Annotated in this window: 21 protein-coding genes and 1 tRNA gene; 21 read left to right on the top strand and 1 reads right to left on the bottom strand. The window is 55.5% G+C overall.

Features of this window, described 5'->3' with window-relative positions:
- From hisB to QWV57_RS15540, 12 genes are all read left to right on the top strand, one after another.
- A complete protein-coding gene (gene hisB / locus QWV57_RS15595) occupies positions 1-588 on the top strand; it encodes an imidazoleglycerol-phosphate dehydratase HisB (protein WP_301100060.1) in 588 nt (195 codons plus the stop codon).
- Positions 589-813: 225 nt separating this feature from the next.
- Positions 814-1455, top strand: a complete 642-nt coding sequence (gene hisH, locus QWV57_RS15590) for an imidazole glycerol phosphate synthase subunit HisH (RefSeq protein WP_015375792.1) — start codon at positions 814-816, stop codon at positions 1453-1455.
- A complete protein-coding gene (gene hisA, locus QWV57_RS15585; RefSeq protein ID WP_015375791.1) occupies positions 1455-2192 on the top strand; it encodes a 1-(5-phosphoribosyl)-5-[(5-phosphoribosylamino)methylideneamino]imidazole-4-carboxamide isomerase in 738 nt (245 codons plus the stop codon). The genes hisH and hisA overlap by 1 nt, the downstream gene beginning before the upstream one ends.
- Positions 2189-2947 (top strand): imidazole glycerol phosphate synthase subunit HisF, encoded by a 759-nt coding sequence (hisF, locus tag QWV57_RS15580; RefSeq protein WP_060788258.1) that lies wholly within the window; start codon positions 2189-2191, stop codon positions 2945-2947. Before hisA ends, hisF begins: the two co-directional genes overlap by 4 nt.
- Positions 2944-3591, top strand: coding sequence for a bifunctional phosphoribosyl-AMP cyclohydrolase/phosphoribosyl-ATP diphosphatase HisIE (hisIE, locus tag QWV57_RS15575; RefSeq protein WP_015375790.1), 648 nt, complete (start codon positions 2944-2946; stop codon positions 3589-3591). The genes hisF and hisIE overlap by 4 nt, the downstream gene beginning before the upstream one ends.
- A gap of 152 nt (positions 3592-3743) precedes the next feature.
- A complete protein-coding gene (locus QWV57_RS15570) occupies positions 3744-5216 on the top strand; it encodes a tetratricopeptide repeat protein (protein ID WP_129447200.1) in 1473 nt (490 codons plus the stop codon).
- 75 nt (positions 5217-5291) lie between these two features.
- Positions 5292-6248: a thioredoxin-disulfide reductase gene (gene trxB / locus QWV57_RS15565; RefSeq protein WP_021321638.1), complete on the top strand. Its 957-nt coding sequence runs from the start codon at positions 5292-5294 to the stop codon at positions 6246-6248.
- A 339-nt stretch (positions 6249-6587) separates the two neighbouring features.
- Positions 6588-7064, top strand: coding sequence for an NUDIX hydrolase (locus tag QWV57_RS15560; protein WP_014196721.1), 477 nt, complete (start codon positions 6588-6590; stop codon positions 7062-7064).
- An 18-nt stretch (positions 7065-7082) separates the two neighbouring features.
- On the top strand, positions 7083-7979 hold the full coding sequence (rapZ, locus tag QWV57_RS15555) for an RNase adapter RapZ (protein ID WP_013146374.1): 897 nt from the start codon (positions 7083-7085) through the stop codon (positions 7977-7979).
- A complete protein-coding gene (locus QWV57_RS15550) occupies positions 7976-8929 on the top strand; it encodes a gluconeogenesis factor YvcK family protein (protein WP_013146373.1) in 954 nt (317 codons plus the stop codon). Before rapZ ends, QWV57_RS15550 begins: the two co-directional genes overlap by 4 nt.
- 120 nt (positions 8930-9049) lie before the next feature.
- On the top strand, positions 9050-10012 hold the full coding sequence (gene whiA, locus QWV57_RS15545; protein WP_011232534.1) for a DNA-binding protein WhiA: 963 nt from the start codon (positions 9050-9052) through the stop codon (positions 10010-10012).
- A 14-nt stretch (positions 10013-10026) separates the two neighbouring features.
- Positions 10027-10284, top strand: coding sequence for an HPr family phosphocarrier protein (locus QWV57_RS15540; RefSeq protein ID WP_011232533.1), 258 nt, complete (start codon positions 10027-10029; stop codon positions 10282-10284).
- Positions 10285-10410: 126 nt separating this feature from the next.
- Here QWV57_RS15540 and clpP read toward each other — a convergent pair whose 3' ends face one another.
- Positions 10411-11001: an ATP-dependent Clp endopeptidase proteolytic subunit ClpP gene (clpP, locus tag QWV57_RS15535; RefSeq protein ID WP_011232532.1), complete on the bottom strand. Its 591-nt coding sequence runs from the start codon at positions 10999-11001 to the stop codon at positions 10411-10413.
- Between the two features lie 306 nt (positions 11002-11307).
- On the opposite strand from clpP, the gene QWV57_RS15530 reads away from it, so the two are divergent.
- The 9 genes from QWV57_RS15530 (at position 11308) to gpmI (ending at position 19747) form a co-directional block, all read left to right on the top strand.
- A tRNA-Arg gene (locus QWV57_RS15530) sits at positions 11308-11379 on the top strand.
- 240 nt (positions 11380-11619) lie between these two features.
- Positions 11620-11784 (top strand): hypothetical protein, encoded by a 165-nt coding sequence (locus QWV57_RS15525; protein WP_015375785.1) that lies wholly within the window; start codon positions 11620-11622, stop codon positions 11782-11784.
- A 525-nt stretch (positions 11785-12309) separates the two neighbouring features.
- Positions 12310-13617: an RNA polymerase factor sigma-54 gene (gene rpoN / locus QWV57_RS15520; protein WP_033006444.1), complete on the top strand. Its 1308-nt coding sequence runs from the start codon at positions 12310-12312 to the stop codon at positions 13615-13617.
- Positions 13618-13646: 29 nt separating this feature from the next.
- Positions 13647-13892: a glutaredoxin family protein gene (locus tag QWV57_RS15515; protein ID WP_033006443.1), complete on the top strand. Its 246-nt coding sequence runs from the start codon at positions 13647-13649 to the stop codon at positions 13890-13892.
- Between the two features lie 122 nt (positions 13893-14014).
- Positions 14015-15034 carry a sugar-binding transcriptional regulator gene (locus QWV57_RS15510; protein ID WP_020756342.1) on the top strand — a complete coding sequence of 340 codons (1020 nt, stop codon included), beginning with the start codon at positions 14015-14017 and terminating at the stop codon, positions 15032-15034.
- Positions 15035-15082: 48 nt separating this feature from the next.
- Positions 15083-16090, top strand: a complete 1008-nt coding sequence (gene gap, locus QWV57_RS15505) for a type I glyceraldehyde-3-phosphate dehydrogenase (protein ID WP_033006441.1) — start codon at positions 15083-15085, stop codon at positions 16088-16090.
- Between the two features lie 121 nt (positions 16091-16211).
- The gene (locus tag QWV57_RS15500; protein WP_033006439.1) at positions 16212-17396 is read left to right on the top strand and encodes a phosphoglycerate kinase; all 1185 of its coding nucleotides are present in this window, start codon (positions 16212-16214) and stop codon (positions 17394-17396) included.
- A 61-nt stretch (positions 17397-17457) separates the two neighbouring features.
- Positions 17458-18219, top strand: a complete 762-nt coding sequence (gene tpiA / locus QWV57_RS15495; protein ID WP_020756339.1) for a triose-phosphate isomerase — start codon at positions 17458-17460, stop codon at positions 18217-18219.
- Positions 18212-19747: a 2,3-bisphosphoglycerate-independent phosphoglycerate mutase gene (gene gpmI / locus QWV57_RS15490; RefSeq protein ID WP_060788253.1), complete on the top strand. Its 1536-nt coding sequence runs from the start codon at positions 18212-18214 to the stop codon at positions 19745-19747. Before tpiA ends, gpmI begins: the two co-directional genes overlap by 8 nt.
- Positions 19748-19765: the final 18 nt, after the last annotated feature.

Below are 19765 nucleotides of genomic sequence, written 5' to 3'. Positions count from 1 at the left end.
ATGGCAAGGGAAGCAACGATCGCAAGAACGACGAACGAGACGAGCATTCAGTTATCGCTTTCGTTGGATGGCGAAGGGAAGGCGGAACTGGAAACGGGCGTGCCGTTTTTAACCCATATGCTCGATTTGTTCGCCAAGCACGGCCAGTTCGATTTGCACATTGAGGCCAAAGGCGACACGCATATTGACGACCACCATACGACGGAAGACATCGGCATTTGCCTCGGGCAGGCGATCAAGGAAGCGCTTGGCGACAAAAAAGGAATCAAGCGGTACGGCAACGCGTTTGTGCCGATGGATGACGCCTTGGCGCAAGTTGTGATCGACTTGAGCAATCGCCCGCATTTTGAGTTTCGCGGCGAGTTTCCGGCAGCGAAAGTCGGCGCGTTTGATGTCGAACTCGTGCATGAGTTTTTATGGAAACTGGCGCTTGAAGCGCGGATGAACTTGCATGTCATCGTCCATTACGGGCGCAATACGCACCATATGGTCGAAGCGGTGTTTAAGGCGCTCGGGCGGGCGCTCGATGAAGCAACGATGATCGACCCGCGCGTCAAAGGCGTTCCGTCGACAAAAGGGATGCTGTAGCCGATGGAGTGGGGCGCCCCCCGTGGGGAAAGAGTTCCGCAGGCGCAGGAAAGGCGGTCGGATCGAGGCAGCGCTTCCTGCGGGAAAAGCTCCATGGATGCAGGAAAGGCGACCGGATGCCAAGGAGAGGTTTGCACATGGAAGGAGCGCCGTAAAAAAGCATGCCGCCATACCGTTGTTCATTGAACAAGGGGATGGGCATGGATCAGGGAAGAAAGGAATGGGATGACGATGATCGGGATCATCGACTATGGCATGGGCAACTTATACAGCGTCAGCAAAGCGCTCGAGCGGCTCGGCTGTCCGTATGTCCTAAGCGGCGACAAAGAGGAGCTCGAGCAGGCGCGCGGGCTGATTTTGCCCGGTGTCGGCTCGTTTCGCGATGCGATGCACATTTTAAATGAGACAGGCCTAGCTGCTTTCATCCGTTCGGCGGTTGAAAACGGCACGCCGCTGCTCGGCATTTGTTTAGGGATGCAGCTGTTGTTTGACGAAAGCGAAGAAAACGGGCCGACAAAAGGGCTTGGCTTGCTTCGCGGCCGCGTCGTCCGCTTTCCGGGCGTCACGAAAACCGGCGAGCCATACAAAGTGCCGCACATGGGCTGGAACCGGCTCCGCTTTCATCGTCCGTCGCCGCTCCTTCGTGGCGTCGAGGAAGGGCATGTCTATTTTGTCCATTCGTATTATGTCATTCCAGGGGATGAGGACGTCGTGCTCGCGAGCAGTGAATATGACGTTGATGTTCCGGCGATCGTCGGGCGCGGCTGTGTGTTTGGCACACAGTTTCATCCGGAAAAAAGCGGTGCGGTCGGCATGAGCATCTTGAACAATTATGTCGGCATCGCCACGGGAAGGGGGAACGGCTGATGGCGGCGTTTACGATTTATCCGGCGGTCGATATGCGCGGCGGCAAGTGCGTCCGCCTGCTGCAAGGCGATTACAACAAAGAAACGGTGTACGGCGATTCGCCGGTCGCGATGGCCGAGCAATTCGCCGCTCAAGGGGCGGAGTGGATTCATATGGTCGATTTGGACGGAGCGAAAGAAGGGCGCCGCGTCAACGACCGGTTTGTCATTGAAGCGGCCCGTCGTCTTTCCGTCCATGTGCAAGTGGGCGGCGGCATCCGGACGGAAGAGGATATCGTGCATTATTTAGAAAATGGGGTCGCCCGCGTCATTTTAGGAAGTGCGGCCATTTCCGACCCGCCGTTTGTGAAAAAGATGCTCCAAAAATACGGCCGCCGCATCGTGATTGGCATTGACGCCCGCGACGGCTTCGTGGCGACGGAAGGGTGGCTTGCGACGTCGAACGTCAAGGCGGAAGAGCTCGGGCGGATGCTCGCTGAGGCGGGGGCGGAGACGTTTATCTTTACGGACATTGCAACGGACGGCACGCTGTCGGGCCCGAACATCGCCGCCGCGGTCCGGTTGGCCGAGGCGACGGGAAAAGAAGTGATCGCTTCTGGCGGCGTCAGCTCGCTTGACGATTTGCGCGCGCTCTGCCAATATGCTGGACAAGGCATCGGCGGCGCGATCGTCGGCAAGGCGCTTTATACGAATCAGTTTACGCTCGCGGAAGCGCTCAAGGCGGTGAACGAGCGATGATCACGAAGCGCATCATCCCGTGCCTCGATGTGAAAGACGGGCGCGTCGTCAAAGGAGTGCAATTTGTCCAGCTGCGCGATGCCGGCGATCCGGTGGAGCTCGCGAAGGCGTACGATGAGCAAGGGGCGGACGAGCTCGTGTTTTTGGACATTTCCGCTTCCCATGAAGGGCGGAAAACGATGGTCGATGTCGTCGAGCGCGTCGCCGCCCAGCTAGCGATTCCGTTTACGGTCGGCGGCGGCATCCACTCGCTTGAGGATATGAAGCGGATGCTTCGCGCCGGGGCCGACAAAGTGTCGCTCAACACCGCCGCGGTGCTCCATCCGACCTTGATCACCGAAGGGGCGGACTTTTTCGGCTCGCAATGCATCGTCGTCGCCATTGACGCGAAATACGATGAAACGCTTGGTTCATGGCGCGTCTATACGCACGGCGGCCGCAACGCCACGAACTGGGAAGTCGTCGCTTGGGCGCAGGAAGCGGTCCGTCTTGGCGCCGGGGAGATTTTGCTGACGAGCATGGACGCGGACGGCGGCAAAAACGGTTTTGATATTGAGTTGACGCGGCGGGTGAGCGAAGCGGTCCCGATTCCGGTCATCGCCTCGGGCGGCGCCGGCAAGGCGGAGCATTTCCTCGAAGCGTTCGAAAAAGGGAAAGCAGACGCGGCGCTGGCGGCATCGATTTTCCATTACAAAGAAACGTCGGTCGGACAAGTGAAAGCGTACTTGAAAGAAAGAGGGGTGAACGTGCGATGACGGCGGACATTCGCTTTGATGAAAAAGGGCTTGTACCTGCCATCGTCCAAGATGCGCAAAGCAAGGAAGTGCTCACGCTTGCCTATATGAACAAAGAGTCGCTTAAAAAAACGCTGGAGACCGGAGAAACATGGTTTTACAGCCGCTCGCGCCAAGAACTATGGCATAAAGGGGCGACATCTGGAAACGTGCAGCGCGTTGTTGACATCCGCTACGACTGCGACGCCGACGCCCTGCTCGTTCTCGTCGAGCCGGCCGGCCCGGCTTGCCATACCGGGTCGTATTCCTGTTTTTCCCGCTCGCTGGACGGCGCGGCGCGCACGCCGGCGGCCGACCGGTTCGCGATTTTGCATGAGCTTGAACAAATCATCGCCCAGCGCGACGCCGAACGGCCGGAAGGGTCGTACACGACGTACTTGTTTGAAAAAGGCGTCGATAAAATTTTGAAGAAAGTCGGCGAAGAAGCGGCGGAAGTCATCATCGCGGCGAAAAACCGGAGCCATGACGAATTGAAATGGGAAGCGGCCGACTTGTTGTACCATTTGCTTGTACTGTTGCGCGAACAAAAGCTGCCGCTTGACGCGGTGCTTGCGACGCTTGCCGAGCGGCACGCGCAAAAGGTGGAAGCGAGCGACAAAAAATAACAAGATGGTTAGGTGAGAAAAAGGAACGTCTGCCATCGCGCCGGCGTTCCTTTTTTGCACGGAAAAACCGCATTCCTAAAGTTTCTTGCTTGTTTTCGCCGCCGATATGGTATACTGTTGTTCGACGAATTTTACGGACGACGGAGGACAGAATGGGAAAACAACTGAAGCGATCATCACGAAAAGCGACGATTGTACCGTTCATCCAAAGCGGAGATTACTTTTTTAAAAAAGGAATGAAAGCATACGACCGAGGCGATTTGGAAAAGGCGAGGAAATATTTTGAGCGCGCCGTCCGTTTGGATGAGCGCGACGCCTCATTCGCCTTGCAGCTTGCCCTTGTGCTGTCGGAGCTTGGTGAATATCAATTTTCCAATCAATGGCTGTTCAAAATTATCCATGATTTGGACGAAACGATGTACGACTGTTTGTATTTTTTGGCGAACAATTTCGCCTGCCTCGGCTTGTTTCGTGAAGCAAGGCAATACGCGGAGCGTTATTTGGCGCATGAGCCGGCCGGAGAGTTTGCCGACGATGCTGCTGACTTGCTTGAGCTGCTTCGGCTCGATGGCTCGGAATGGACGGAAGAAGAGGAGCAGCTGATGGTGCTGGAGGATCGGGCCCGCCGTTTGCTTGAGGAGGAGCGGTTTGCGGAAGCGATTGAAGCGCTTGAAGCGCTCGTCGTGCGCTATCCGGACGTTTGGTCGGCGCATAACAACTTGGCGCTTGCTTATTTTTACAGCGGCGATGTCGACAAAGCGAAACAGAAAGTGCGTGAAGTGCTCAAACGCGATCCCGGCAATTTGCATGCGCTTTGCAACGCGCTTGTCTTCGCCTATTACTTGCGTGAGGAAGAACAGGCGGCCGCGCTTTGCGAGACGCTGGCCGGTTTGTATCCGTTTTTTCGCGAGCATCAATACAAGCTCGGGGCGACATTCGCGCTTGTTGGGCGGTTCGATTTGGCGTTCCGTTGGCTGCACCGTTTGTATAAACAAGGCTTTGGCGGTGATGGGCCATTTTATTATTGGCTCGCTTGCGCTGCCTACTATACTGGCCATGAGCCGCTCGCTCGGCAAATGTGGGAGGTGCTTGCCACCCTCCATCCCGAAAAACGGGGTGAGGAGCCGTGGGCCGTTTCAGCGCCGGTGGATGAGGCGCTTATCCGCTTGATGGCTTGGCTGGAGGGCGACGAGCTGGCCGACCGTCTGTACGGATTGTACTTGTTCAGCCGCTCGCCGCAGGCGAAAGAGCCATCGATGTCGCTTGCGGTATGCCGCCTCTTGCCGTCTGATCCCCGTCTGCGCCCGTTTATCGACTGCTTTTTGTTCGGCTTAACCGACGGCCCGTCCGCTTGGGCGGCGAACATCGGCCGCATGGTCGATGCGCTTTCGGCGCATAATGAGGAAAAGGAAGCGCTCTGCCGCTTCGCCTTCGCGATGGCCGTCCATCCGTCGGCTGATCGCGAGCCATTTGCGAACGGAGCCGCGTGGGCGGCGGCGATCGAATACATGTGGCGCCGACAGCAAGGAGAGCGTGTGACGCAAAGAGAGATGGCGGCCAAATACGGCGTTTCGGCGGCGACGGTGCAAAAATACGTGCAAAAAGCGCGCCGGCTCTATACATGAGCAAATCAATAGACAGGGCGAATCGACTTCTATACGATGAAAATGGAAGGATTCTCAAGCGAGGGAGTGGACGGTGTGGCAGACGAAAAAATTTACGATGTCATTATTGCCGGAGCCGGGCCGGCTGGGCTGACGGCGGCTGTCTATACATCGCGCGCCAATTTGTCGACGCTGATGATCGAGCGCGGCGTCCCGGGCGGGCAGATGGTCAACACTGAGGAAGTCGAGAACTATCCTGGCTTTGAAACGATTTTAGGCCCGGAATTGGCGACGAAAATGTTTGAGCATGCGAAAAAATTCGGCGCGGAGTACGCATACGGCGATGTGAAAGAAATCATCGACGGCGAGGCGTACAAAACGGTCATCGTCGGCGACAAAGAGTACAAGGCCCGCGCGGTCATCATCGCCACCGGAGCGGAATATAAAAAACTCGGCGTACCGGGTGAAGCGGAGCTCGGCGGCCGCGGCGTTTCGTACTGTGCGGTGTGCGACGGGGCGTTTTTCAAAGGGAAAGATTTGGTCGTCGTGGGCGGGGGCGACTCGGCGGTCGAAGAGGGCGTCTATTTGACGCGGTTTGCCAATAAAGTGACGATCGTTCACCGCCGCGACAAGCTGCGGGCGCAAAAAATTTTGCAAGACCGGGCGTTCGCCAATGAAAAAATTGATTTCATCTGGAACCATACGGTGAAACAAATCAACGAAAAGGACGGAAAAGTCGGCAGCGTGACGCTTGTGCATACGCAAACGGGCGAGGAGCGCGAATTTCCGTGCGACGGCGTTTTCATTTACATCGGGATGGTGCCGCTCTCGAAGCCGTTTGCCAATCTTGGCATCACGAATGAAAACGGCTATATCGTCACGAACGAAAAGATGGAGACGAAAGTGCCGGGCATTTTCGCCGCCGGTGATGTGCGGGAAAAAACGCTCCGGCAAATCGTGACGGCTACCGGCGACGGCAGCATCGCCGCGCAAAGCGCCCAGCATTACGTTGAGGAACTGAAAGAAAAGCTCAATAAGCAAGGGGTCAGCTGATCCGGTAACCAAATCGCAATCAAATCGTAATGGTTATTTAACCCAGATGTAACACGGGCGCAACACATTTGTCGTATGCTATAAGTAAGTAATTGACCCCCTTTTATATAGATCCTTGATTCGGCGCGGGCGTTTGTCCGCGTCTCTTTTTTCTTTGCCTGCGCGCTTGCATCCTGCCGCCCCGCTCGAAACGGCGGGGGATGGCGTCTTTCGGCTGGAAGCGGAATGTTGGGCCCCCGAGGTTTTTGCAGACGGGAAGCGGACGGTTTCCAGCGGTTTGAAGGTGGAGCGGCCTAACTATTTATGGTAAAATAAAGATGATTATGTGCGTGTTTGCGGATGGTTGGGGTGAACGAATTGCAACGGGTGACAAACTGCGTATTATATAAAGACGGCCAAGTGCTGCTGTTGCAAAAGCCGAGGCGCGGCTGGTGGGTCGCTCCGGGCGGGAAAATGGAGCCCGGCGAGACGGTGCGTGAAGCATGCATTCGTGAATACCGGGAAGAGACGGGCATTTATTTGAAAAATCCAGAGCTGAAAGGCGTCTTTACGATCGTGATGAAAAATGGGAATGAAACAGTGTCGGAGTGGATGATGTTTACGTTTTTCGCCGACGACTTCATTGGCGAAAACGTGCCGTCTTCCGAAGAAGGGACGCTTGCTTGGCATCAGGTGGAGACGCTTTCGACGCTGCCGATGGCCCCTGGCGACTATCATATTTTGGACTACGCCTTGAAAGGCAAAGGGGTTATGTACGGGGTGTTTGTGTATACAGAGGAGTTTGAACTGCTTTCGTATCGATTGGATCCGAGTTGATGGAGAGGAGAGACGACAATGGGGCAAAATGGGGCGCTGCAGCCGATTCAGCTCGTCATCATCACCGGCATGTCCGGCGCGGGAAAGACGGTGGCGATTCAAAGCTTCGAAGACCTCGGCTTTTTTTGTATTGACAACTTGCCGCCGACGCTGCTGCCGAAATTTTTGGAGCTCGTCAAAGAATCCGGGAATAAAATGAACAAAGTCGCCCTTGTCATGGATTTGCGCAGCCGCGACTTTTTCGATCATTTGTTCGCTGCGCTCGATGAGTTGGCTGAGCAGGCATGGGTCGTCCCCCAGGTGTTGTTTTTGGACGCCCAAGATTCGACATTGGTGGCCCGCTACAAAGAAACGCGGCGGACGCATCCGCTTGCGCCGAACGAGCCCCCGCTTGAAGGAATCCGTTTGGAGCGGAAGCTGCTCGAAGAACTGAAAGGACGGGCGCAGATCATTTACGATACGACGGGGCTCAAGCCGCGCGAGCTGCGGGAGAAAATCATCCGCCAGTTCTCATCGCATGCTCAATCCGGGTTTACCATCAACGTCATGTCGTTTGGGTTTAAGTACGGCATTCCGATTGATGCGGATTTGGTGTTTGACGTCCGCTTTTTGCCGAACCCGCATTACATTGAACATATGCGGCCGAAAACCGGGTTGGATGACGACGTATCGTCCTACGTGCTCAAGTGGGGGGAAACGCAAAAGTTTTTGGAAAAGCTCATTGATTTGTTGTCGTTTATGTTGCCGTATTACCAGCGAGAAGGAAAAAGCCAGCTGGTGATCGCCATCGGCTGCACGGGCGGCCAGCACCGTTCGGTGGCGCTCGCAGAATATATCGCCCGCCATTTTTCGGCCGACTATAAAACTGTTGTCTCGCACCGGGACATGGAGAGGAGAAAGGACATACACCGATGAGGAACGAACGAGCAGCGAAACTGGTCGTCATCGGCGGCGGCACCGGGCTTCCCGTGCTGCTGAGGGGGCTGAAGCAGCATGAATTGGATTTGACCGCCATTGTCACGGTCGCCGATGACGGCGGAAGTTCCGGGCGGCTGCGGGATGAACTGCACATTCCGCCGCCCGGGGATGTCCGCAACGTATTGGCCGCGCTGTCTGACGTCGAACCGCTCATTGTCGAGCTGTTCCAGCACCGTTTTCAAAACGGCAACGGCTTATCCGGCCATTCGCTCGGCAATTTGATTTTGGCGGCGCTCACATCGATCACCGGCGACTTTGTGAAAGCGATCCGTGAGATGAGCAAAGTGTTGAACGTGCGCGGCCAGGTTCTGCCGGCGGCGAACAAGAGCGTCGTATTGCACGCGGAGATGGAAGATGGTTCCATTGTCTCTGGCGAGTCAAAAATCCCGAGTGCGGGAAAAAAAATTAAGAGGGTGTTTTTAACGCCGGAAGACATTGAGCCGCTGCCGGAGACGGTTGATGCCATCCGCCGCGCCGATTTGATTGTCATCGGGCCGGGCAGCCTATACACAAGCATCTTGCCGAATTTGCTCGTGCCGAAAATCGGGCAGGAAGTATGCAAGGCGAAGGCGAAAAAAGTATATATATGCAACATTATGACTCAGGCCGGCGAGACGCCGCACTATACGGTGAGCGACCATGTGGAGGCGCTTCATGCTCATCTTGGCGGCCCGTTTTTGGACGCGGTGATCATCAACAGCGGAGCGATCCCGGAAGCGATCCGCCGCCGCTACGAGGCGGAGCGGGCCGAGCCGGTGCGTGACGACAGCAGCGGGCTTTCGTTGCAAGTCATCCGCGACGATATTGTCACGTACGAGGATGGGGTCATTCGCCATAATACGGCGAAAGTCGCCGCCCTTCTTCTCGGGCTTCTCCCTCACCGTTAAAGGCGGGACCCGAGTAGGCCGCAAAGCGCCATTATGGGCGGTGATGCTCCCGGTGGCCGCGCCGAAAGTCAGGCACCTCCAACCGGCCGGATGCGGGGAACGAATGGAGGTGGAGCGATCGTGTCTTTTGCATCGGAAACGAAAAAGGAATTGACCCATTTAGAGGTGAAGCCTTGCTGCTTGCGCGCGGAGCTGTCGGCGCTTTTGCGCATGAACGGTTCACTGTCGTTTTCCGGCGGGCGAATGGCCATCGATGTCCAGACGGAAAATGCGGCGATCGCTCGGCGCATTTATACGTTATTGAAAAAGGGCTACGATGTCGCCGTCGAGCTGTTTGTCCGCAAGAAAATGCGCTTGAAAAAAAACAACGTCTACATCGTCCGCGTGACCGACGGTGCGGCCTCTTTGCTTCGTGAACTTCACATTGTCAACGGCGATTTTTCGCTCATCCATGACATTTCCCCGGAGCTCGTCAAGAAAAAATGCTGCAAGCGCTCGTATTTGCGCGGCGCGTTTTTGGCTGGCGGTTCGGTCAACAACCCGGAGACGTCGTCTTACCATTTGGAGATTTTTTCGCTGTATGAGGAGCATAACCGGGCGTTATGCGAATTGATGAACAGCCACTTTTTTTTAAATGCGAAAACGTTGGAACGGAAAAAGGGGTTTATTACGTATTTAAAAGAGGCGGAAAAAATCGCCGAGTTTTTGAACATCATCGGCGCCCATCAAGCGCTGCTCCGCTTTGAGGACATTCGCATCGTCCGCGATATGCGCAACTCGGTCAACCGGCTTGTCAATTGCGAAACCGCCAATTTGAACAAAACGATCGGCGCTGCGCTTCGCCAGGTGGAGAACATCCGCTACATCGACGAGACGATCGGCCTTGATTCACTGCCGGCCAAGCTGCGGGAAATCGCGAAACTTCGCATCGAGCATCAAGACGTGACGCTGAAAGAGCTCGGGGAGATGGTTGCCGGTGGAAAAATCAGCAAATCCGGCATCAACCACCGGCTGCGCAAAATTGATGAGATCGCGGAGCGGCTGCGGGCTGGAAAGCCGGTCGATTTCCATAAATCGCTGTAAAGGGGAGATGGAGAATGGTGGAAAAACAAGTGGAAGTGAAATTAAAAACCGGGCTGCAGGCGCGCCCGGCGGCGTTGTTTGTCCAAGAAGCGAACCGTTTTTCCGCTGATGTGTTTTTGGAAAAAGACGGAAAACGGGTCAACGCGAAAAGCATTATGGGCTTGATGAGCCTCGCCATCGGCCATGGAGCGGTGATCACGCTCATTGCCGACGGTCCGGATGAGCAAGAAGCGATCGAAAAGCTCGCCGCCTATGTGCAAAAGGAAAAGTAAAGCAGCGTGTGGGGCTGGCGGGGAAAGGAATGGAAAAGGCTGCTCCGTTTTTGTCGGAAGCAGCCTTTTTTCGTCAATGTCGGTGCAGGCGCAGCTCTATAGCGGTTCTGCCAACGTGTGCATGCCTTATTTTTCATCAGCGCGCGTCAGCACGCGGTCAATGATGCCGTATTCCATTGCTTTTTGCGCGGTCATAAAGTTGTCGCGGTCCGTATCGCGCTCGATCACTTCGATCGGTTGGCCGGTGTTTTCCGATAAAATGCGGTTCAATTTGTCGCGCAAGAACAAAATGCGCTTCGCTGCGATTTCGATTTCCGTTGCTTGCCCTTGGGCGCCGCCGAGCGGTTGGTGGATCATGATTTCACTGTTTGGAAGCGCGAACCGTTTCCCTTTCGCACCGGCGGCAAGCAAAAACGCCCCCATGGAAGCGGCCATGCCGATGCAAATCGTCGATACGTCCGGTTTGATGAACTGCATCGTGTCGTAAATCGCCAGGCCAGCTGTGATCGAGCCGCCCGGGCTGTTGATGTACAAGGAAATATCTTTGTCCGGGTCTTCCGCCGCCAAAAACAGCAGCTGCGACACGATCGAGTTGGCCACTTGGTCGTCGATCGGGCTGCCAAGGAACACGATTCGGTCTTTCAATAAGCGCGAATAAATGTCGTACGCCCGCTCCCCGCGGTTCGTCTGTTCGATGACAGTCGGAATCAAATACATCAAAAACGCCTCCTTTTCCATCCTAATGGATCAATATGTACGCCTTAATCATACACGAATGGTCAATGAAGGTCAAACAAAACGACCTTCCCCATTCTTTATAACATATTCGCGGCTGGCGGCAAACATCCCTTTTTTCATCATAACCGCTTTTTCGTTTTTTTAACCTGTTGCCCCGTTGATGGGGGAAGGAACAAAGGTGCAATTTTTCCTGCTTTTGATGGCATTTTTCCTCTTGCATTTTTGCGCGATCCTGCTATAATAGAACATGCGACGGAACGAAATAGAGAAATCATGAACTTCCATGCCCTCGTAGTGTAGTGGATAGCACGAGAGATTCCGGTTCTCTTAGCGTGGGTTCGAATCCTGCCGAGGGCGCTACTTGTATCCGACCTGTTCGGATCGGAATTCCTAGACTCCTTGATACGACCGCGTTTGCGGTCGTTTTTCATTTTTGGGGAATCCCGAAAAAAACGATAGAATCCGAAAAAATTTTGCACGAATTTTGCACGGCTATTTGGTACGATCCAGTTCCGCCATCGCGAGATCGACCTGCCGGGATTCTTTTTGTTCCATCTCATCTAAAATATGCGAGTACGTTTGCAGAGTAGTGACAATATGGCGGAACGGGAAACGAGTTTGGAGCAGCTGGCTTCGATTCGGTTTCGCCAACCGTCGATCACGATTCGGACCTTGTCCGCAGACAAAGCGTATGGCGCCACGGAGTATCTGGAAGCGCTCTTTCTTCATCCAGACTACAGTTTTTTGTTTTTTGTCGTGTAAATGCCACTAATAAGTGAAAGGTGCAAACCGAATCCTCCTTCCGTTGCGTCACCCGATTGGGCGGCGTTTTTTATTTAGGTGAGGTGATACACGTGTAGAAGTTGCACGAGGTATTGAACGATAACAAAAGCTAAACCACATGAAGAAAAAGGACGGAATGACCTGGGGCGACTGGATGGAGATCATGGGGTCCGGCGCGATACGTATAAACGAGTGCGCGGGGCGGTGAGGAGGAAATGGGAAGGAATAAAGACCCTTAGGTTAAAAAACATATACTTGGTATATGGTTATAATCCTGCCGAGGCAAAACAGCCGCCTAGGAGGCTGTTTTTCTTTTAGATCAGCAGCGGACGCGCCGCTTTCCTCGAGAGGGTTCCCAAATCAAGGGCTCGGGCGGGGCATTGGGTTTTTTCGTCTGAACAGGCGCCGGTTCGGGCGGTCGACAAGGCCGCTTTCCGCCGTCAAAAATTTCTCCTACCCCCTCCCGCTCCCGTCGTGTACAATAAAAGAAAGGGAGGCGTGACGATGAGGGCGGAGTTATGGCAAGAGCAGCGGCTGCAGTTGTCGCTGACAAAGGAACTTGTGCAGGCGATTGAACTGTTGCAATATTCTGCAGTGGATTTGGAAGCGTTTTTATATGAACAGTCGCTGGAAAACCCGTTTTTGGAAATTCGCCGCACCCGGGTGCGGCAACGGCCAAGCCGGACAGAAAGAGACCAAAAGCAATGGCTCGAGAACATTGGCGCCCGCGCAGAGACGCTTGTTGGCCATTTGCTTTCTCAGCTGCCTGCGTTAAAGCTCGGTGATCGGGAAGAGCGCATCGTCCGTTATCTCATTGCCTCGCTCGATGAGGATGGCTATTTGCGCGTGCCGCTTGCCGAGCTGGCGGAGCGGTTTTCCACATCGATCCAAGAAATGGAATGGGGGTTGCGCCTTGTGCAGTCGCTTGACCCGCCGGGAGTCGGCGCCCGCGATTTGGCGGAATGCCTTCTTTTGCAGCTGGAACGTCTTCCGGAGCGCGACGAGCTGGCGGAAACGATCGTTCGTGATCATTTTATTCCTTTTGCGGAAAAATCGTGGAAAACGCTCTCCAAACAGCTTGGCGTCAGCCTTGGCGAACTGCAGCGCGTCTTCGAGCTTATTCGTTCACTCGAGCCACGGCCGGGCATTCACTATTCGAGCGAAACCCCGCCTTTGGTCGTGCCGGATGTCATCGTCACCCGCAAAGGGGATGGAGACTGGATTGTCGCCTACAACGATGACATCCATCCGGAGCTCGGATGGAATCGGGAGTACGAGCGGCGCATCGCCGCATCGAGCGATCGGCATGCCGAACAGTTTATCAAAGAAAAATATCGGCAGTTTACATGGCTTGCAAAAAGCCTAGAGCAGCGAAAACAGACGCTTCTTCGGCTCATGGCGGTCATTGTCGAGCGCCAGCGTCCGTGTTTGGAGTTCGGTCTTGCGGCGCTTAAACCGATGACGATGCGCGAGGTGGCCGAGGAGCTCGGCGTCCATGAATCGACGGTAAGCCGTGCGGTGCGTCATAAATATGTGCAAACGCCGTTTGGCACGATCGAGCTGCGCCGCTTCTTTTCGAACGCCGCGACGGCCAAGGAAACGATCGAGGCGGCTTCCTCCGCTCAAGTGAAAGCGATCATCCAAGAGCTGATCGCGGCGGAAGACCGACAGGCGCCGCTTTCTGACCAACAGCTGGCCAATTTGCTTCATGGCCGCTACGGCATCGCCATTTCCCGCCGCACGGTCGCCAAATACCGCGAGCAGCTGCGCATTCCTTCTTCGGCGAAACGAAAGCAATACACCGGAGCTTGATGCGACCGGTGAAAGAAAGGAAGAACGCGATGCACATCCGGTTGTACACGAAGACGAACTGTCCGCTTTGCGACAAAGCGAAAGCGGTTTTGACGGAGCTGCAGGCAGACTATCGGTTTACGATGGAAGAGATCGATATTTATGAAGACGACGCGCTTCTCGAGAAATATCAGTTGATGATTCCGGTCGTCGAGCTTGACGGGGAAGAAATCGGGTATGGGATGATTGAAAAAGAAATGGTGAGAAAGCGGTTGCGGCAAGTGCGAAACAGTTGAACGGCTCAATTCCTCCTGCTATAATGAAAATGGCGCGGGAGGAATTTTTTATCGATTGGCGGGACATAATATGTCATACTGGGACAAAAAACGTCCCTATGTTCTGCTAAGGGGAAGGATCGATGCAACCGTTAGTAGAGGCATTAAAAAAATTATCGCCCGACTTGCTTGACGTTATGCAAAAACGGTACGAGATTTTGCACTCCATTTCGCTTATGGCGCCGGTCGGGCGGCGGGTGCTGGCTGCCAGCCTTGGCATGAGCGAGCGGGTGCTGCGGTCGGAAACAGAGTTTTTGAAAGGGCAAAACTTGCTTTCCGCCGATGTATCGGGCATGAGGCTGACGGAAGAAGGCCAAGCGCTGCTGTATACGCTCCACGATTTGATGCGGGAAGCGCTTGGGCTCAAGGAATTGGAAGCGGCGCTCAAAGAACGGCTCCGTGTCGGGCGCGTCGTCGTCGTTGCCGGGGATAGCGACCGGTTTCCTTGGGTAAAAAAAGAAATGGGAAGAGCGTGCGTCGCCCGCATGAAAGAGCGGCTTCAGCCGGGGGACGTTGTCGCGGTGGCCGGTGGGACGACGATGGCGGCGGTCGCGGAGATGATGACGCCGGACCCACAGCTGAGCGGTGTGCTGTTCGTTCCAGCGCGCGGCGGCCTTGGCGAAGATGTCGAGAACCAGGCGAACACGATTTGCGCCAAAATGGCGGAAAAAGCAGCCGGTCGTTATCGGCTTCTCCATGTGCCCGACCAGCTGAGCGACGAAGCGTATGCGTCGCTCGTCGAAGAGCCAGCCGTGAAGGAAGTGCTGGAGCTCATCCAATCGTGCCGCATGGTCGTCCATGGCATCGGGGAAGCGGTGACGATGGCGAAACGGCGGCGGACGCCGCCTTCGGAGATGGAAAACATCATCGCCCGCCATGCCGTCGCCGAGGCGTTCGGCTATTATTTCAATGAGCAGGGCGATGTCGTCCATAAGGTGAAAACGGTCGGCATTCAACTTGAGCATCTCCCGCATGTCGAACACGTCATCGCCGTCGCCGGAGGGGCATCGAAGGCGAAAGCCATTCGCGCCTATATGAAGCGGGCGCCGCATTCACTGCTCGTCACCGACGAAGGTGCCGCCAAAGCGTTAGTAGGGGAATAACTTCCCTTGCCGATACTATTCAGCAGCAAAGTTAAGGAGGAAAACACGATGACAGTAAAAGTTGGGATCAACGGATTTGGCCGCATTGGGCGCAATGTGTTCCGCGCGGCATTGAAAAATCCGAACATTGAAGTGGTGGCGGTGAACGATTTAACGGATGCCAACACGCTTGCGCATTTGTTGAAGTATGACTCCGTTCACGGCCAGCTGGATGCCGAAGTGTCCGTCAACGGCAACAACTTGGTCGTCAACGGCAAAGAAATCATCGTCAAAGCGGAACGCGACCCGGCCAACTTGGCGTGGGGCGAAATCGGCGTTGACATCGTCGTCGAATCGACCGGCCGCTTCACGAAACGCGAAGATGCGGCGAAGCATTTGGAAGCCGGCGCGAAAAAAGTGATCATTTCCGCCCCGGCGAAAAACGAAGACATTACGATCGTCATGGGCGTCAACCAAGACAAATACGACCCGAAAAGCCACCATGTTATCTCGAACGCGTCGTGCACGACGAACTGCTTGGCGCCGTTTGCCAAAGTGCTGCATGAACAATTCGGCATCGTCCGCGGCATGATGACGACCGTTCATTCGTACACGAACGACCAACAAATTTTGGACTTGCCGCACAAAGATTTGCGCCGGGCCCGCGCCGCGGCCGAATCGATCATTCCGACGACGACCGGGGCGGCGAAAGCGGTCGCGCTCGTTTTGCCGGAATTGAAAGGAAAGTTGAACGGCATGGCGATGCGCGTGCCGACGCCGAACGTATCCGTTGTTGACTTGGTGGCGGAGCTGGAAAAAGAAGTGACGGTCGAAGAGGTGAATGCCGCATTGAAAGCGGCGGCCGAAGGCGAATTGAAAGGCATCTTGGCTTACAGCGAAGAACCGCTCGTCTCGCGCGACTACAACGGCAATCCGGCTTCGTCGACGATCGATGCGCTCTCGACCATGGTCATTGAGGGCAAAATGGTGAAAGTCGTTTCGTGGTATGACAACGAAACCGGCTATTCGCACCGCGTCGTCGACTTGGCGGCGTACATCGCGTCGAAAGGGCTGTAAGACGGGCTCGGCATTGAGTTTTCCGCCTGTTCAAGTCTATAATAGGAAAATGGAGGGGAGCGGGGAAATGATCCCCACTCCTTTTCCTTTTCCAACACCATCGTTGAAGGGGGCTGGAACGATGAACAAGAAGACGGTTCGCGACGTTGATGTCAAAGGGAAGCGCGTCTTCTGCCGCGTTGATTTCAACGTGCCGATGGAAGAAGGCGCGATCACTGATGACACACGCATTCGCGCCGCACTCCCGACGATCCGCTATTTGATCGAGCACGGGGCGAAAGTCATTTTGGCGAGCCACCTCGGCCGCCCGAAAGGAAAAGTGGTCGAAGAATTGCGTTTGGATGCCGTTGCCAAGCGGCTCGGCGAGCTGCTTGAACGCCCGGTCGTGAAAACGAATGAAGCGATCGGCGATGAGGTGAAGGCGGCGGTCGACCGTTTGAACGAAGGCGATGTGCTCTTGCTTGAGAACGTCCGCTTCTATCCGGGCGAAGAGAAAAATGATCTCGAGCTCGCCAAAGCGTTTGCGGAGCTTGCGGATCTATATGTCAACGATGCGTTCGGCGCTGCCCATCGCGCCCATGCGTCGACGGAAGGCATCGCCCATTACTTGCCGGCGGTGGCCGGATTTTTGATGGAAAAAGAACTCGAAGTGCTTGGCAAGGCGCTTTCGAATCCGGACCGCCCGTTTACAGCGATCATCGGCGGTGCGAAAGTGAAAGACAAAATCGGCGTCATCGACAATTTGCTTGAAAAAGTCGACAACTTGATCATCGGCGGCGGACTGGCGTACACGTTCGTCAAAGCGCTTGGGCATGATGTCGGCAAGTCGCTGCTTGAAGAAGATAAAATCGAACTGGCGAAATCGTTTATGGAAAAAGCAAAAGAAAAAGGCGTCCGTTTTTATATGCCGGTGGACGTGGTCGTCGCCGACCGGTTTGCGAACGACGCCAACACGAAAGTCGTGCCGATTGACGCGATTCCAGCCGATTGGGAGGCGCTTGACATCGGCCCGAAAACGCGCGAATTGTACCGCGATGTCATTCGCGAGTCGAAGCTCGTTGTCTGGAACGGCCCGATGGGCGTCTTTGAAATGGACGCGTTCGCGCACGGGACGAGAGCGATCGCTGAAGCATTGGCGGAAGCGCCCGACACCTATTCGGTCATCGGCGGCGGGGATTCGGCGGCGGCGGTTGAGAAATTCGGCTTGGCCGACAAAATGGATCATATTTCCACGGGCGGCGGCGCGTCGCTTGAGTTTATGGAAGGAAAACAGCTGCCGGGTGTCGTCGCGCTCGAAGACAAATGACCCACGGCGCCGGATTTGGCGCATGGCGGCTGACGCCGCCCATTGAAAGGAAGGGTGAACGATGAGAAAACGCATCATTGCAGGCAACTGGAAAATGCATAAAACATTGGCGGAAGCGGTTCAATTTGTCGAGGACGTAAAAGGGCACGTGCCGCCGGCTGACGAAGTGGATTCCGTTGTTTGCGCGCCGTTTTTGTTTTTGGATCGGTTGGTGCAAAATACAAACGGCACCGATTTGCAAATCGGGGCGCAAAACATGCACTTTGCCGACCAAGGGGCGTACACAGGCGAAGTGAGCCCGGTCATGCTGAAAGACCTCGGCGTGACGTACGTCATTCTCGGCCATTCGGAGCGCCGGCAGATGTTTGCGGAAACGGATGAGACGGTGAACAAAAAAGTATTGGCCGCTTTCACCCGCGGCTTGACGCCGATCGTTTGCTGCGGCGAATCGCTTGAGGAGCGGGAAGCGGGGCAGACGAACGCCGTTGTCGCCTCGCAAGTGGAAAAAGCGCTCGCCGGCTTGACGCCGGAACAAGTGAAGCAAGCGGTCATCGCTTACGAGCCGATTTGGGCGATCGGCACGGGCAAATCGTCGACGGCGGAAGATGCGAACGAAGTGTGCGGCCATATCCGTTCGGTTGTTTCGCGCCTGTTTGGCCCGGAGGCGGCGGAAGCGATCCGCATCCAATACGGCGGCAGCGTCAAACCGGACAACATCCGCGACTTCTTGGCGCAAGAACAGATCGACGGCGCCTTAGTCGGCGGGGCGAGCCTCGAGCCGGCTTCATTCTTGCAATTGGTGGAGGCGGGGCGCCATGAGTAAACGACCGGTTGCGCTCATCATTTTGGACGGGTTTGCGCTGCGCGACGAAACGTACGGCAATGCGGTCGCTCAGGCGAACAAACCGAACTTTGACCGCTATTGGAACGAATACCCGCACACAACGCTCAAGGCGTGCGGCGAGGCGGTCGGGCTTCCGGAAGGGCAGATGGGCAACTCGGAAGTCGGCCATCTCAACATCGGCGCCGGGCGCATTGTGTACCAAAGCTTAACGCGGGTCAACATTGCCATTCGCGAAGGCGAGTTTGACCGGAATGAAACGTTTTTGGCGGCGATGAACCATGTGAAGCAGCACGGAACGAGCCTTCATTTGTTCGGTTTGCTTTCTGACGGCGGGGTGCACAGCCATATTCACCATTTGTACGCCCTCTTGCGCTTAGCGGCGAAAGAAGGCGTGAAGCGTGTGTACATCCACGGCTTTTTGGACGGCCGCGACGTCGGCCCGCAAACGGCTCCGCAATACATCAAAGAACTGCAGGAAAAAATCAAGGAATACGGGGTCGGCGAAATCGCGACGTTATCGGGCCGCTACTACTCGATGGACCGCGACAAGCGGTGGGACCGCGTCGAAAAGGCGTATCGGGCCATGGTATACGGCGAAGGCCCGACGTACCGCGATCCACTTGAATGCATTGAAGACTCATACAAGCATGGCATTTACGACGAATTCGTCCTGCCGTCGGTCATCGTCCGCGAAGACGGTCGGCCGGTGGCGACGATTCAAGACAATGACGCGATTATCTTCTATAATTTCCGCCCGGACCGGGCGATTCAAATTTCAAACACGTTTACGAACGAAGATTTCCGCGAGTTTGACCGCGGCCCGAAACATCCGAAGCATTTGTTCTTTGTCTGCTTGACCCATTTCAGCGAAACGGTGAAAGGGTACGTGGCGTTCAAGCCGACAAACCTTGACAACACGCTCGGGGAAGTGCTGTCGCAGCACGGACTGCGCCAACTGCGCATCGCCGAGACCGAAAAATATCCGCACGTGACGTTTTTTATGAGCGGCGGCCGCGAAGAGAAATTTCCAGGCGAAGACCGGATTTTGATCAACTCGCCGAAAGTGGCGACGTACGACTTAAAGCCGGAAATGAGCGCCTATGAAGTGACCGATGCGCTCCTCAAGGAAATTGAAGCCGATAAGTACGACGCGATCATCTTGAACTACGCCAACCCGGATATGGTCGGCCACTCGGGCAAGCTTGAGCCGACGATCAAGGCGGTGGAAGCCGTGGACGAATGCCTCGGCAAAGTCGTCGACGCCATTTTGGCCAAAGGCGGCATCGCCATCATCACCGCCGACCACGGCAACGCCGATGAAGTGCTGACGCCGGACGGCAAGCCGCAAACGGCGCATACAACCAATCCGGTGCCGGTCATCGTGACGAAAAAAGGCATCAAGCTGAGAGACGGCGGCATCTTAGGCGATTTGGCGCCGACGATGCTTGATTTGCTCGGCCTGCCGCAGCCGAACGAAATGACCGGGAAATCGTTGATTGTCAAATAACGATGATCTTGAGAAAAC

It is taken from the genome of Geobacillus zalihae, assembly GCF_030414215.1.
GTDB classification, from domain to species: Bacteria; Bacillota; Bacilli; order Bacillales; family Anoxybacillaceae; genus Geobacillus; species Geobacillus zalihae.
Note: the sequence above shows the minus strand (reverse complement) of the source record. Positions and strands in the feature narration are given on the sequence as shown.

Coding starts and splice junctions, on each gene's coding strand:
- QWV57_RS15550 (WP_013146373.1), top strand. CDS start 7,976: ATGAGGAACGAACGAGCAGCGAAACTGGTCGTCATCGGCGGCGGCACC.
- QWV57_RS15500 (WP_033006439.1), top strand. CDS start 16,212: ATGAACAAGAAGACGGTTCGCGACGTTGATGTCAAAGGGAAGCGCGTC.
- hisH (WP_015375792.1), top strand. CDS start 814: ATGACGATGATCGGGATCATCGACTATGGCATGGGCAACTTATACAGC.
- QWV57_RS15510 (WP_020756342.1), top strand. CDS start 14,015: ATGCAACCGTTAGTAGAGGCATTAAAAAAATTATCGCCCGACTTGCTT.
- tpiA (WP_020756339.1), top strand. CDS start 17,458: ATGAGAAAACGCATCATTGCAGGCAACTGGAAAATGCATAAAACATTG.
- QWV57_RS15525 (WP_015375785.1), top strand. CDS start 11,620: ATGGCGGAACGGGAAACGAGTTTGGAGCAGCTGGCTTCGATTCGGTTT.
- gpmI (WP_060788253.1), top strand. CDS start 18,212: ATGAGTAAACGACCGGTTGCGCTCATCATTTTGGACGGGTTTGCGCTG.
- hisF (WP_060788258.1), top strand. CDS start 2,189: ATGATCACGAAGCGCATCATCCCGTGCCTCGATGTGAAAGACGGGCGC.
- gap (WP_033006441.1), top strand. CDS start 15,083: ATGACAGTAAAAGTTGGGATCAACGGATTTGGCCGCATTGGGCGCAAT.
- rpoN (WP_033006444.1), top strand. CDS start 12,310: ATGAGGGCGGAGTTATGGCAAGAGCAGCGGCTGCAGTTGTCGCTGACA.
- hisA (WP_015375791.1), top strand. CDS start 1,455: ATGGCGGCGTTTACGATTTATCCGGCGGTCGATATGCGCGGCGGCAAG.
- hisB (WP_301100060.1), top strand. CDS start 1: ATGGCAAGGGAAGCAACGATCGCAAGAACGACGAACGAGACGAGCATT.
- QWV57_RS15560 (WP_014196721.1), top strand. CDS start 6,588: ATGGTTGGGGTGAACGAATTGCAACGGGTGACAAACTGCGTATTATAT.
- clpP (WP_011232532.1), bottom strand. CDS start 11,001: ATGTATTTGATTCCGACTGTCATCGAACAGACGAACCGCGGGGAGCGG.
- QWV57_RS15515 (WP_033006443.1), top strand. CDS start 13,647: ATGCACATCCGGTTGTACACGAAGACGAACTGTCCGCTTTGCGACAAA.
- hisIE (WP_015375790.1), top strand. CDS start 2,944: ATGACGGCGGACATTCGCTTTGATGAAAAAGGGCTTGTACCTGCCATC.
- QWV57_RS15540 (WP_011232533.1), top strand. CDS start 10,027: ATGGTGGAAAAACAAGTGGAAGTGAAATTAAAAACCGGGCTGCAGGCG.
- QWV57_RS15570 (WP_129447200.1), top strand. CDS start 3,744: ATGGGAAAACAACTGAAGCGATCATCACGAAAAGCGACGATTGTACCG.
- rapZ (WP_013146374.1), top strand. CDS start 7,083: ATGGGGCAAAATGGGGCGCTGCAGCCGATTCAGCTCGTCATCATCACC.